The organism is Phocaeicola sp. (assembly GCF_048170425.1).
Taxonomy (GTDB): Bacteria; Bacteroidota; Bacteroidia; order Bacteroidales; family Bacteroidaceae; genus Phocaeicola.
This window is the reverse complement of the sequence record NZ_DBEXBB010000075.1, coordinates 1-14,287: the sequence shown is the minus strand read 5'-3', so window position 1 is coordinate 14,287 and position 14,287 is coordinate 1. Positions and strand designations below refer to the sequence as shown.

The following is a 14,287-nucleotide window of genomic DNA, read 5'->3' as shown; positions in this document are numbered from 1 at the left end:
TACGCCCCAAAGGATATTTTCCCGACAAGCTGTCACATGGCAGAAGAGAAAGCATATTCCGAATGATATTATACGCATGATTTCCATCCAGCATACGCGCCCAGAAATTTATTTTCCAGCCAATACTCCATCCCGTAGCCATATCTCCTCTCTGCATCAAGGTATTCTTAGCAGCCTGGAACAACTCCGGGTACCGATAAGGGGATATCTGATTGCTCGGATACAAGCCATACAAATGAGAAATATGACGATGCTGGTCTTTCGGGTCATCCACATCTTCCAGCCATTCCTGCAGTTGATTATATTGACCAACCTGCATAGGTGGCAACTGATTTATCAAGGCCTGAAGTGAATCACAATATATCCTGCTTTCCCCCAGTATACGTGCAGCACGAAGGGTATTGCTCAAGGCATCAAAAGCAATCTGATTATCCATCGTACATCCGGCTACAATCGAAACCCCATTCGGACCATGCTCAGGAGATACAGAAGGAGCCGTCACCATCCAGCCATACTGAGGATGCTTTACCATAAATGATAAAAAGAAATCAGCACTTCCCTTCAACACTGGGTAATATTCACGAAGAAAATCCTTGTCACCGGAGTATAAATAATGCTGCCAAAGATGCTGGGCTACCCAGGCACCTCCGTTAGGCCATATACCCGCATCTGCAAAGTCAACCGGGCCAGCGGCTCTCCAGATATCCGTATTGTGATGAGCTACCCAACCTTCAGCTCCATACAACACACGAGCCGTTTCCTGTCCTGTGACGGAAAGCTCACGCGCCATTTGAAAAAATGGCACATGAGTTTCCGACAAGTTAGTTACCTCAGCCGGCCAATAATTCATCTCCGCATTGATATTAATCGTGTACTTACTATCCCAGGGTGCATACAAATCTTTATTCCATATTCCCTGAAGATTGGCCGGCTGACTACCTGGCTGTGAAGAAGAAATCAACAAATAACGTCCATACTGAAACATCAACGCAGCCAGCGAACAATCTTTTACCTTATTAAATTCATTAATACGTACATCCGTTTCCTTCTTTGAAAATTCTGAAGAAGGCAAGCACAAAGCCACTCTTCCGAATTGTTCGGAATAAACGGCTTTATGCTCGTCATACAATTCTTCGTTCTGCTTATCCCACACCCCTTCAATAGCCAGTCGTGCTTTGGTATGTGCATCACCCGACACATCCCGATAATTCACAAAATTAGTAGCCGCACTGAGAAAAACTGTGGCCGAAGATGCATTTCTAACGGACAAGCATCCATCTTTACATTCTATTTTTCCATCCGATTTCACACGCATCATCACAACCGCATGAAGTGCAGACGGAATTCCTTCATGCTCCGCACCTTCACATCTCATTACCAAATATTCTCCTTCGCTTTTTACTTCTGAAAGCAGCGGACAAGCATATTTCAAATCAACTCCCAGCCGCTTACTTTCCGAATCTGTGCTCAAATCTATAATCATCACATTATCAGCAAAGGATGTAAATGCCCTGCGGGTATATTCTACACCACCACAGCGAAAACGCACGGAAACCGTTGCATCTTCCAGATTTAAATCACGATAGTAGGAGTCAATCTCTCCCTCGCAATCAAAATCCATCCAAACGCTTCCCAATGTCAAATAACGCATGCCATGATGAGAAGTCATAAATTTTGCATCAAGCAAACTTCTGGCATCTTGATTCTTACCTTCAAAGATAAGCTGCCTCACCTGGTCAAGATAAGCAGAAGCCCCCGTTCGATTATTGCTGTACGGACCACCCGCCCAGAATGTTTCCTCATTCAGTTGAATTTCTTCATGTTTTGCACCTCCAAACACCATTCCGCCCAGATGAGAATTACCTATTGGCAATGCTTCCCACCAGTTGCGCGCAGGAGCCGAATACCACAACTTCAAATCCTCTGCATTATCGGCAATCACACCGCACACAGAAGCAATCATGAGCAAACAGAAACATAGAACTTTCCTCATAGATGCCTGTCCCCACATTTATTATTTATCAAACGTCCTTGAAACAAAAGGCAGACACATATACAATGCAGAATGCCAATATTCCCAGTCATGTCCGCCGTCTCTAACCCTAAACTGACATGAAACCCCTGCTTTACGCATGGCTTGAAAGAACTCAATATTCCGGTCAAGCAAGAAATCATCATCCCCGCAATCGACAAACCATCTCACCGATTTCAAAGCCTGCAACGTACTGGCATCCGCTTCTGCCACACGCTTGATACAACTTCTTTCTATCACAGCCCGTGTCAGAATAGCCAGTTTGCTATCCGGATTATCAAAACGGGCAGCACCTTCTTCCGGTATCGACATAAGCGCGCTCATCGCATATACAGAAGAGAACATATCGGCATGCCACAATCCATAACCAGTAGCTCCTCCACCTCCCATAGACAGTCCAGCAACCGCACGATTTTCTTTATTACCGATTATGTTGTACTTATTTTCAATATAAGGAAGGAACTCTTCAAAAAAGAAATCTTCGTAAAGCCACCCCGGCATATTAAAGAAACCATTCCATACTTCTTTGTAAATATCACCTCCCGCATCAGGCATCACAATAATCATCTCACTGGCTTCCTGTGAATAAATCAGCCGGTCGGCCACTTCCTGCACATGTCCACGCCATACCCAGTCCTGATTGGTCTGCGACATTCCATGAAAAAGATAAAGTACCGGATATTTCTTTCCCTGAATCTCCCCAAAAGAAGGAGGAAGATAAATAGAGCAAACTCTTTCAGTATTCAATTTCTTACTAAAGATTGTATCATTCACCACCCTACTACGTGAGAACAATGATACGGGTACCAGGCATAAAACCAACAAAGCAATAAAAAAAGAATGTTTGTCCATAGATTTAAAATTTAATTCAACAAAAATACACACCTATCACATAAGTTACAATAAATTACGTTACCAGGATTTTCGTTCACGTTACACACGCCATAATATCGTACTCACAAAACGTACATTTTACATATACCCACATTACATTTCTGCTTATATCAATTTAACAAACAAATATTTACATCCTCTCATATTTTATAAACAAGAAAGTAACATCCAGTAACACACAATAAAAGATATGCAACATGTCATCATATATACCCCATGCAAAATACGTAAATTTGCCCTCAGAAAGATTACATAAAGACTTCATTTAACCAACACAATCATTCAATTATTTACAACAAATTATTTATCATGAAAAATCAATTAAAATTACTCACACTCGGGACACTAGGCCTCATTGCTACCTCATGTGGGAACAAGGTAACGATGCCAGATGCTGGGGTTCCAGTCTTTTCGCAATTCATTTACACGGGAAATGATGCAGTATATGAAAAGAATCCACTGAATGAGGGAGAATTCTACAATCCTATACTACAGGGGTGTTATCCTGACCCTAGTATCTGCAAGAAAGGAACCGACTATTACCTGGTATGTTCCTCTTTTGCCATCAATCCGGGAGTACCTATTTTCCATTCTACAGATTTAGTAAACTGGAAACAGATAGGTCATGTTCTCGACCGCCCTTCACAGCTAAAAGTGGAAGATTCAGGCATCAGCGCTGGTATTTATGCCCCGACCATCCGGTATAATCCGCACAATGATACCTTCTATATGATTACGACTCAGTTCTCGGGAGGAATGGGAAATATGATTGTAAAAACCCAAGACCCGATGAAAGGCTGGAGCGACCCTATCAAATTGAATTTCGAAGGCATTGACCCCGACATCTTCTTTGATGACAACGGCAAGGCATACATCACTCACAATGACGCACCCGAAAAATCGCTATACGAGGGACACAGAGTGATTAAAGTCTGGGAATACGATTTGGAAAAAGACCAGATTATTCCTGGCACAGACAAGATTGTAGTGAACGGAGGAGTAGATTTGTCTAAAAAACCTATCTGGATAGAGGCACCACACCTTTACAAGAAAGACGGAAAATACTATCTGATGTGTGCAGAAGGCGGTACAGGAGGCTGGCATAGTGAAGTAATCTTTATCAGTGATAATCCGCAAGGTCCGTTCAAGCCGGCATCTGAAAATCCGATTCTTTCTCAAAGACACCTTCCTTCAGAGCGTCCGTTCAAAGTAGACTGGGCCGGTCATGCCGACCTGGTAGAAGGACCTGACGGACAATACTATGGCGTATTCCTTGCCATACGTCCCAATGAAGCCAACAGAGTGAACACCGGACGGGAAACATTCATTTTGCCTGTCGACTGGACTGGCACCTTCCCCGTATTCAAAGGCGGTCTGGAGCCTATCCAGCCCAAACTGACTATGCCACAAGGTGTGAAGAATGAAACCGGAAAGAACGGATATTTCCCCAACGGAAACTTTACATTTACGGAAACTTTCACCGGAAGTTCACTTGATTACCGCTGGGTAGGAGTCAGAGGTGCCAGAGAAGGATTCATTTCTACTACTACAGAAGGAGTAAAGATTACTCCTTACGAAACCAATATCAAGGCAGTTCTTCCTACTTCTACATTGTTCTATCGTCAGCAACACCTTAATTTCACAGCTACAACTACCCTGAAATACGTTCCTCGTACAGAAAAAGACCTTGCCGGAATTACCTGCTATCAAAGTGAGAAATTCAACTATGTATTTGGAGTAACGAAAAAAGCGGAAAATAACTACATCGTACTGCAACGTACTGACAATGGAAAATCTTCTACCATTGCAAGTGAAAAGATTGCAGAGAACACTCCGGTCAGTCTGCGCGTAACGGCTGAAGGAGACAAATACACATTCAGCTACTCCACAAAAGACGACACCTACCAGACCGTAGGAGGCACTGTTTCCGGCGATATACTTTCCACCAACGTTGCAGGCGGATTTACCGGTGCGATGATTGGTTTATATGCCACCACTTCCAATGATGCGGAAGCCTTATAAGCAGCTTCTCACTTATAGCTAAATAAAAAAGTCTGTCATTACATCCTCTTGAGAAAAATGACAGACTTTTTATTTAAGACTCTCTCAGCTACTGCTTATTGAGGAAAAATAATCTGATAACGGCCGCTCAAATGCATAAACGCAAACAAACGTAGCAACCCGTCATAATATTTATCCAGATAGCCGTCTTCATAAGGTTCATGTTTTGCTTCCCACAGCTGTTTGACAAACTCTTCACATTTCACATCCGTACAAACTAATGACACCGCTGCAGCAGTGGCCACAAGTCCCAATGAATGACGCAACTGTTTATATTCACCCGCCTGCAAGACTTCCTTCACCGGGCTTCCATCTATATTATACTGATCCTTAAAATCATAAAGTCCCTGAGTATACAGAAAATTCTGTATCTTATTTCCATACTCCTGCTGCCACTCTCTGTCTGCACATGCCCAAGAATAATCCAGAGCAATATTCATAGGCACCCGCCATGAATCAAAACGGAAGGCATCTCCTACTATCCCATCTGAATGCAACAAAGAACCGTCATAATTATTGTAATCAGGATTTAAGCCAGTCACCGGATGAATACTCTTATGCAAGTACTCACGACTTCTCTTGGCACACTCCCTCCAAAAACGGCTTCTTCCATCATAAGCCCAGCGGGCCCACACTTCATAAAAAGCAGGCAAATGATAAGAAGGATCAGTAAATTTCGCACCGAAGCGAGTCGGAGTAAATGTAATCAGCTGATGTTCTATATTTATAAATGGAGTTACCGCATCTTTTCCAACCTTTTTCATCGAACAGTCCAAAATGTTCTGCGCCTCAGCCAAATAATTTATACCAGATTCATTCCCCCATCTGTTCGACGCAAAAATAAGTGAAGTCACATAATATAGCTCACCATCTGAAGCAGGTCCTTCAGAATTACGAGTGCCATCCGTCTGACAACTCCAGGCAAAATAACCTTCAAACATGCCTTTCTGGTGCTGCATATATTTCTTACACCACCGCCATAAACGATCAAACATATCCTTCCGGTCAAACTGCACGGCAATCATCATTCCGTAAGACATACCTTCTGTACGCACATCATGATTCTTCAAGTCACTGATATAAGCCATGGAATCACCGACCTCAAAATAGACTTTATTGGCCCCATAAAATACGTCATTAAACACTTCTTCCAGTTTCGCATCAATTTCGGCCTGAGAATAACCCATTTCAACAAAAAAGTTTCTATACTTATGCGTTTCAAAAGCACCCGCTGACCATGGAACAGCATCAAAACCTATCCAGTCAATTTCCACGGAAGCCCCTTTCTGCAGAGAGACCTGTATATCTCTTACCCCCACCGGAGCCTTTTCCACACGTGCCTTCACCACACGCCAGTCTTTGCATGCAGGAATCTTCACGGTAACTATATCTTCATCATCCACTACAATTTTCACCACCCCACCTTTATCCGATTTCACACGCATTTTCACTTCTTGCACAGGCTGACCACCAAAGTCCACACGATTGTACTGAATCCATGATTTTACTTTTTCCAGCCGGCACTTCCATCCTTCGAACTTATTTTTATCATTAATAAAGGAGATAGATACTCCTTTTTTACTGGTTGCGCTATACCGGTCTATCTGTATTTTCATACGCGCATCCGTAATCCCGACTCCGCGTAAAGTAGGCTTTACTTTCACAATCGTTCCATCAGAATTAAAAGTTAAGGAATCAATACGAACAGAACGGCGCTTATCAGCTTCAGGGGAAAAATCATTATGATGATAAAAAAGATACCACTGTCCATTATATTCCACAATTGAATGATGATTTGTCCAACATCCAGTGGGAGATTCATCCATAATAATACCTTTAAATTCAAATGGGCCTGAAGGTGAATTTCCCATTGCATATGCCAATGTCTCCGTCTTGTCCTTCACCCAGGGAAAAGTAAGGTAATACCTTCCGTTTCTTTCAAATACAAACGGTCCCTCCTTAAATCCCTCAGGAAGCCCTTCTATCAACACTGGGGCAGAAGCCAACTCCTTCATATTATCTTTCAGCTTTGCCATACGCAAGCCATTCCCAGCCCAATAGATATATGCACTTCCCTGTTTATCAATCAACACACACGGATCAATTCCCTGTATGCCTTCTATAGGCTTCCAGTCTGGCATGAATGGTCCATAAGGAGTATCCGACACTGCAACTCCCACAGAGAAGCCTTTCATGTTTTTAGGCTTTGCCGGAAAATAAAAATAATATTTTCCATTCTTGTACACACAATCAGGAGCCCACATGGAATAGGACTCCGAATCCACCCATGGGACATTGTTTTGTGAAAGAATTACCCCATGATCTGTCCAGTCTACCAGATTTTGAGAGGAATATACATGATAATCTTCCATGCAAAACCAGTCATTAAGACGTTCAACCGGACTTTTTATATCATGTGACGGATATAAATAAACTTTCCCCTCAAACACGCGGGCTGTAGGATCGGCTGTAAAAGAATGACTGATAACAGGATTTTGTGAATAGGTCTTTAGAATAACAAAAAACAATGTCACTATACCCCAATAAAGATGCCTCATAAATATAGTATTAGGTTATAAGTAAAAAAATAAGAAAAAGAAGCTACCCCAATACAGGGCAGCTTCTTTCTCAAAACATGTCACGATTAATTAGCGGAATTTCCATGCATATTCGTATTGGTAGAAAGTTCCGTAGAAGGTATCGGCACGCGCAAATGACGTGAATAATCAAAGACCTGGGTACCAGTCAAGTTGGTCTGTTCCACCTGAAGTGCATTTTTATTTTTCAAGTTATTCAGTACAATACTCTGGTCCGGATCATTCGGATTATTGTACCATCTCATCAGGTTAAAGAACCGCCAGCCTTCCCAATATAACTCTACAGAATATTCATGTTTCAGGATTCGGCGTACAGAATTTAACTCCATTCCTTCGCAAATAACATCTCCATTGCTTCCTACCACTCGACCAACTACAGGCTTCTGTTGAAGCAAGTCATCCACTGTAGGCAATGTATTGCCTTTCAAATAATCATTTCCTAAATCAGCTTCAGTTGTATTGAAAGCTTCCGTATTTTTGTTCGCACGATCACGCACCATCTGAATGTATTTTTTAGCTGTTACTTCATCATTATCAGCTTCCAGACAACATTCCGCATACATCAACAATATATCCGAATAACGGATAAGGCGATCATTGATACCACTCTGTTCTTTACTTCTCACCTGATCAAGACTATACTTACGGCATCCGAACCATTTTCCTCGCCATTCATCAAATGTATCTCCAGAGAACAGAGTTTCATAAGGAATCCAGTTACCAGATTTACCCAAGAAATTGCAACCACCAGGTATATACATGCCTAAATAAGCACGAGGGTCTATGATTTTTCCTGATGCATCACGCTCAAACTCATTATATAGCGCTAAAGAAGGCTGCCCGTTCCACCATCTGGCCGACTCTGTTGAATTAGGAGCAGTCATTTCCAATTCACGAATTGTATTTTGTCCCGTTACTACCCAGTCATTCAGGTCACCATTAGCAGCCGGGTTAAATCCGTCTGTTTCTACACTTTGGCAGAACTGTACTTCAAACAAGGATTCAGCATTATTTTCATTATCCTCAGTCGCATTATCACGGTAGTTATCCATTAAAAAATATTGATGGGAATCGATAATTTGCCACAATACATCCTTTGCTAAAGCCCATTCGGCATCACCAGCCTTAGCTGTTCCATCCAAAATAGGACGAGCCATATACGTTTTTGCTAAAAAGGCAAGTGCAGAACCCTTTGTAGCACGACCTTCATTTTCAGTTCCTTCGTATGACCAGTCTGTAAGCAAGTCTGCCGCATCCTGAAAATCCTTTATCATGCGCTGATAAATTGTTCCAGGTTCAGCAGGAGGTAGCATGTAATCTCCTTCACCAGTAGTCACATAGTCACGGTCAGGAATTTCATCTCCCCAGAAATAAACCAGATAAAAACGGCTCAAGCCTCTCAAGAATATGGCTTCGCCTTTCAGTCTGTCATACAATTTCTTGTCGTCCGCATTGTTCAAGTCGAACGCCCCATCCTGGTTTGCCTCTAATTTTTCGAGCGCAAGATTAGCAGCATACTGCAATACATACAAATCCTGATAACAAGTTGATACACTACCCAAATCTGCATTTACGTTATATTGAGACAATCTTGCCGTTTCCGGTTCACCGGCAGCAGCTCCACTTGTAAACACGTATTCGTCACTACGTGCATTCAGCATAAACGGCATCCATCGAGCCCATCCACCAGCTCTTTGAAGTATATTGTATGCGCCATTTACAGCATATGTCAAATGTTCTTTCGTATTATAATATGTAGCCTCGTTATCTGCCAAAGGATTATTATAATCCATGTCAGGCTCACATGAACTCATTGTCATTAGTAAAGAGCCCAAACAAATACCCATATATGTTTTAATATGTTTCATAAAATTCCGATATTTCATTATTACTTAAAATGTCAACTGCAAACCAGCAAAGAATTCACGATTTACCCAATATGTATCACTAGTAGTATAGTAATATGCTCCGTCTACTCCACGGTTCAAAGTCGAACCATTGTTAGGAACTTGCGGGTCAAACATAGAATATCCCGTAATAGTGAACGGATTCTTGACTCCCACATACAAACGTAAGGATTCAATATGAGCTTTAGAAATCAATGCTTTATTAAACGTATATCCTAATGTAATACGGTTACAACGGAAATAAGATCCATTTTCTATGAAATAATCTGAAGCTTTTGTATGATTACCGTTGGGGTCATTGAGTACCGCACGCGGTATATTCGTATTCACATTAGCAGGTAATGTAATTGTTTCACCACCAGCAGTTGTAAAGGTTACATCTTCAGCACGGAAGCGGTTATTCATATCAGTCATCTGATTCTTTGCTGCATAACCACCCATAAGTTCTGTTTTCCAGTTATTATAAATCTGGTTTCCAAAATCACCTTGCCACAACATAGAAAAATCAAATCCTTTATATTCTGCTGTAATATTCAAGCCAAAAGAACAATTCGGTAAAGAAGAACCTATAAATGTCTTATCATCATCCGTAATCTGTCCGTCACCATTTACATCCACATATTTCAAATCTCCAGCTGAAGCAGAAGGTTGAAGACGTTCTCCCTTGCTGTTCACATAATTAGCAGCTTCTTCATCCGTACGGAACAATCCATCTGTTTTGTAACCCCAGAATTGCGCTACAGGTTGCCCTATAACCGTCATTGTAACATTACTACCACCCGCAACGGCACCACCAGCAAGTGAAGCATTTTCACCCAGGCTTGTTACTTCATTACGGTAAAGAGAGAAATTAGGAGAAATAGTTAATTTCACATCACCAATTTGTTCACGATAAGTAGCTGAAAGTTCGATACCCCAGTTTTTCATACTACCTACATTAGAATACATGGTATTAATATTACCTGTAGATTTAGGCAACTGTACGGCAAGCAGCATATCTGTTGTTTTACGATTATAATAATCGAATACCAAGCTGAATTTATTATTAAACATATCAAGATCGAAACCGATACCCGCATCTCTGGTCGTTTCCCATGACAAATCAGGATTTGCAAAATTTTCAATCAACGGGGCAGATGCATTAGAGGAGCTTCCTTCCGGATTAATTTGGTTAGGACCAAATGTATAGTATCTGTTATCTGTTTCAACTACTGACTGATAATCATATCGTCCTACCGCATTGGCACTACCAATCCAACCTAATGTAGCACGGATTTTCAAATTATTCAGCCAGCTGGAGGTTGCGTCTTTCATCCAGGATTCCTCACTTATTCTCCAACCCACCGAGAATGATGGGAAATATCCCCAACGATTACCCTTCTTAAACTTAGAAGACTCATCAGCACGGAAGTTAGCTGTAATCATATACTTACTATTGTAGGAATACATAACTCTGGCTAAATAAGAAAAATAAGCTTCATTATATTGTGAACTGGTTATATTCTGGCTGTCTGGATAACGACTTTCTGGGCCAAAATCTGAATATTCATTGCTACGTCCAGAAATACCAGTAGACCATCCATCAAAGGTTTCAGAAACAACTCCAAGCACTCCCGACAAATTATGTACACCATTAAAAGTTTTGTCAAAAGTCAACAAATTCTCAATAATTTCATGTCCGCTTCCTCCTTTTGTCGTACTTTGAGAATTATAAGCTTGTCTTCCATTGGCTGTACCAAGATCATATTCAGGAATTAAAGTTGCATCATTATTTCTTGCAAATGAGTAGGTATAGGTCAAACGGTATTTCAACCAGTCAAAAATCTTTATCTCACCAAATATACTTCCCAAAGCGCTAATTGAACGGTTGCGAATTTTCTCATTTCTCAAAAACCATATTTGATTCACCAGGTCATTTCCGTCACGACCATTATTACCGGTCAAGAAAAAACTGCCATCTTCATTATATACTGGAAGATTGGAAGGTGTTTGTAAGGCATTCATTAAGGAAGCACCTGTAAAACCATTGGTTCTACTATAATTAGCAAAGATACGTCCGCCATAGGTAAAACGGCCTACAGTACCCTGTACATTGGCATAAATATTGTCGGCTTTCACATCTTCTGTGTGCATCTGATCATCATTGTCAGCATGTGTAGCTCCAATACGATAGCTGGCATATTTGCTACCTCCACTCACTGACAAGTCGTATTTCTGATAGTTTGTATTACAGAAATACTCATCCCACCAGTCTGTACTTCCAAGCGGATTGCTCGGAGTAGCCACCCCTGTAGGAACTGTTTTATTCCATGTCCCATTCGCAATTGCAGTGGCATCAGAAGAATTATAGTAAAGTTCATTTACGTAAACTGCATAATCATACGGATTAAGCATATCTACTTTGCTGGTGTTTGAACCAAAACCGGCATACGCATTAAAGCTAACTTTCGGTTTTCCTTCTGCTCCTTTCTTTGTAGTTACCACAATCACACCATTGGCACCACGCACACCATAAATCGCACATGAAGCTGCATCCTTCAAAACCTGGATGGACTCTATTTCATTATCATTAGGAATGTTTCCTGAAGCATCAATGATACCATCTACCACCCACAACGGATCTGTACTACCTGTAATTGATGAGGTACCACGAATACGAATCTTTCCACCTGACACATTCACACCCGCAGTACTTCCTTGCAAAGCATCTGTAATACCTCCTGGAGATTTTAAAACCTCCTTCGGACTTAATGTGGCAATAGCAGAGGTCAAATCTTCCTTTTTCTGTGTACCATAACCCACTACGACCACATTATCGAGCAACTGTGTATCTTCTGTTAATGTTACGGTTAAATCAGTCTTACCTGCAACCGAAATTTCCTGAGTTTTATATCCTACAAAAGAAACGACGATGACAGAATTAGAAGGCAGATTTAAAGTAAAACCTCCTTCAAAATCTGTAATTGTACCATTGGTTGTACCCTTTTGAAGCACACTTGCACCTATAACAGATTCCCCGGCTCCATCTTTCACAACACCTTTTACGGTAATATTTTGTGACAAAGCCCATAAAGGAATCATACAAAACAACATGAACAGCCATATCAGGCGTAATCTAAATAAGTTTTTCATCATATTTGTATGTTTAACAGTTAATAAATTTTTTAATCTTATAATCTCATTTCCAGCAATTTCTGCTTAAGCAAAAATTTCATACTCTAGCAAAAAGCTCTTGATAATGATTATTAGAAATCAACAAAAACCTTTTGCTATAAAATACAGTCCCACTCGATTACTTCATTTTACACAGAGAAACAAGTATATAATACTATTTCTTACACTTTGTACTAACGTATCACCTAGTATCCCCCTTCTTTTTCATTTTAGTGTTCATACGCATTTTCATTTAAGATTACACATTAACGAATCATTTAACTCTTTGCAAATGTAGTTCTTAATAAACCAAAGGAGTTACACCGTATTACCAACAGCCATATTTTATGTTACACCATCATCACGGGTGTAACATTTTCTTCATTCCGTGATACATTTAGGTTATAAAACATAAAAAAGGAATATTTCCCCCTTATCTACGGCATTCCAAAATGCTTAAACGTTTCATTCCAAACGCAAGTACATTTCAATCTAAACGCCTTTGCGTTTTAGTGAAAACGCAAGGACATTTAAAACAAAACGCAAGGACGTTTGAGTTCAAACGTCCTTGCGTTTTCCATAAAAGAAATCTTCCTGCTCTTGCAGAGTGAAAAATTCTTAAAATCCAGTCAAATATTCTTTCAACACTTCCACATATTCCCCCATAGCTTCCCGCCCTTTTGAAGTCATCCGGCAAACGGTACGAGGCTTCTTGCCCACAAAACTTTTCTCCACCTCGATATAACCGGCTTCGCTCAACTTGTCAAGCTGCACACTGAGGTTACCTGCCGTGGCATTGGTCTGCTCTTTCAGGTAAACAAAGTCTGCCTCATCCACAGACAAGAGTATCGACATCACCGCCAGACGGAGCTGGGAATGAAGTAACGGATTCAGTTCTTTCAACATACATTACGGGCCTTTCGGTTTAAATAATGGCCGGGCAACACCATCATGACCACAAACGACAATCCAAAATACAAATACCAGTCAATGGTAACGGCCTGATGAAGGGTATAGGCCATCAGCATATAAATGGCAAAACTAAAACCTACCAGCGGCGACCACATCACCACCCTACTACGAATGATAACTCCAGTAATGGAAACACCGATACCACTGTAAAGCAGAGAAAGGGGCAGCATCAATGAAAAGTTGACTCCTCCGTAATGGAATGCCAGCAAAGACATGATGACTACGGTCAGCACAAACAAACTGCCTATTACCTTCCACACCTGCATAATAGCACGATCAGTATACGTAATTACTGAAGGAGTTTCCTTGCGCTGCATACGAAGCATAAAGCCCCAGAATAGAAACATGCTGAACCAGCCGATGCTCCAACGGGAATCGCCCGTATAGTACACCAACAAAAACAGCAATACTGAAAGCGCCGCAGTAAAATATCCCCAGTAAAGAAACTGGTTTCCACTGCCCACTTCCATATTCTTCCGGGTAGAACGAATCATTTGTGAAATCAGTTCCAGACTTTCTTGTTCTGATAATTTCTTTTCTTCCATAAGGCAATCAGTTTTAAGTTTTAAACTCATTGTAGTTTATAAAATAAACTACAACATGAAAAATAAAAGCAAAGAGGCGCGCTTCTCTCTTGCTTCAATGCAAATATAAATAAGTTTATTTTATAA

General features: G+C 40.9%; 8 protein-coding genes. 1 reads left to right on the top strand and 7 read right to left on the bottom strand.

The genetic code is table 11. From position 1 onward, the window contains the following. Positions 1–1,993: glycosyl hydrolase family 95 catalytic domain-containing protein (locus tag ACMJ0U_RS03185; protein ID WP_417128128.1), on the bottom strand; the 1,993-nt coding region annotated here is incomplete at its 3' end. A gap of 21 nt (positions 1,994–2,014) precedes the next feature. Beyond that, positions 2,015–2,884, bottom strand: coding sequence for an alpha/beta hydrolase (locus ACMJ0U_RS03180; RefSeq protein WP_417128126.1), 870 nt, complete (start codon positions 2,882–2,884; stop codon positions 2,015–2,017). Between the two features lie 426 nt (positions 2,885–3,310). Here ACMJ0U_RS03180 and ACMJ0U_RS03175 point away from each other — a divergent pair, with 426 nt between their 5' ends. After that, positions 3,311–4,948: a glycoside hydrolase family 43 protein gene (locus tag ACMJ0U_RS03175; protein WP_417128130.1), complete on the top strand. Its 1,638-nt coding sequence runs from the start codon at positions 3,311–3,313 to the stop codon at positions 4,946–4,948. Positions 4,949–5,043: 95 nt separating this feature from the next. Here the strand turns inward: ACMJ0U_RS03175 and ACMJ0U_RS03170 are convergent, their stop codons facing one another. The 5 genes from ACMJ0U_RS03170 to ACMJ0U_RS03150 form a co-directional block, all read right to left on the bottom strand. Continuing rightward, positions 5,044–7,545, bottom strand: coding sequence for a glycosyl hydrolase family 8 (locus tag ACMJ0U_RS03170; RefSeq protein WP_417128125.1), 2,502 nt, complete (start codon positions 7,543–7,545; stop codon positions 5,044–5,046). 86 nt (positions 7,546–7,631) lie between these two features. After that, positions 7,632–9,452: a RagB/SusD family nutrient uptake outer membrane protein gene (locus tag ACMJ0U_RS03165; protein WP_417128124.1), complete on the bottom strand. Its 1,821-nt coding sequence runs from the start codon at positions 9,450–9,452 to the stop codon at positions 7,632–7,634. A 24-nt stretch (positions 9,453–9,476) separates the two neighbouring features. Next, positions 9,477–12,626, bottom strand: a complete 3,150-nt coding sequence (locus ACMJ0U_RS03160; protein ID WP_417128123.1) for a SusC/RagA family TonB-linked outer membrane protein — start codon at positions 12,624–12,626, stop codon at positions 9,477–9,479. Between the two features lie 636 nt (positions 12,627–13,262). Continuing rightward, on the bottom strand, positions 13,263–13,550 hold the full coding sequence (locus ACMJ0U_RS03155; protein ID WP_417128122.1) for a winged helix-turn-helix domain-containing protein: 288 nt from the start codon (positions 13,548–13,550) through the stop codon (positions 13,263–13,265). Next, a complete protein-coding gene (locus ACMJ0U_RS03150) occupies positions 13,544–14,161 on the bottom strand; it encodes a hypothetical protein (protein WP_417128121.1) in 618 nt (205 codons plus the stop codon). Before ACMJ0U_RS03150 ends, ACMJ0U_RS03155 begins: the two co-directional genes overlap by 7 nt. Between the last annotated feature and the right edge of the window lie 126 nt (positions 14,162–14,287).

Coding starts and splice junctions, on each gene's coding strand:
- ACMJ0U_RS03170 (WP_417128125.1), bottom strand. CDS start 7,545: ATGAGGCATCTTTATTGGGGTATAGTGACATTGTTTTTTGTTATTCTA.
- ACMJ0U_RS03180 (WP_417128126.1), bottom strand. CDS start 2,884: ATGGACAAACATTCTTTTTTTATTGCTTTGTTGGTTTTATGCCTGGTA.
- ACMJ0U_RS03150 (WP_417128121.1), bottom strand. CDS start 14,161: ATGGAAGAAAAGAAATTATCAGAACAAGAAAGTCTGGAACTGATTTCA.
- ACMJ0U_RS03175 (WP_417128130.1), top strand. CDS start 3,311: ATGCCAGATGCTGGGGTTCCAGTCTTTTCGCAATTCATTTACACGGGA.
- ACMJ0U_RS03155 (WP_417128122.1), bottom strand. CDS start 13,550: ATGTTGAAAGAACTGAATCCGTTACTTCATTCCCAGCTCCGTCTGGCG.
- ACMJ0U_RS03165 (WP_417128124.1), bottom strand. CDS start 9,452: ATGAAACATATTAAAACATATATGGGTATTTGTTTGGGCTCTTTACTA.
- ACMJ0U_RS03160 (WP_417128123.1), bottom strand. CDS start 12,626: ATGATGAAAAACTTATTTAGATTACGCCTGATATGGCTGTTCATGTTG.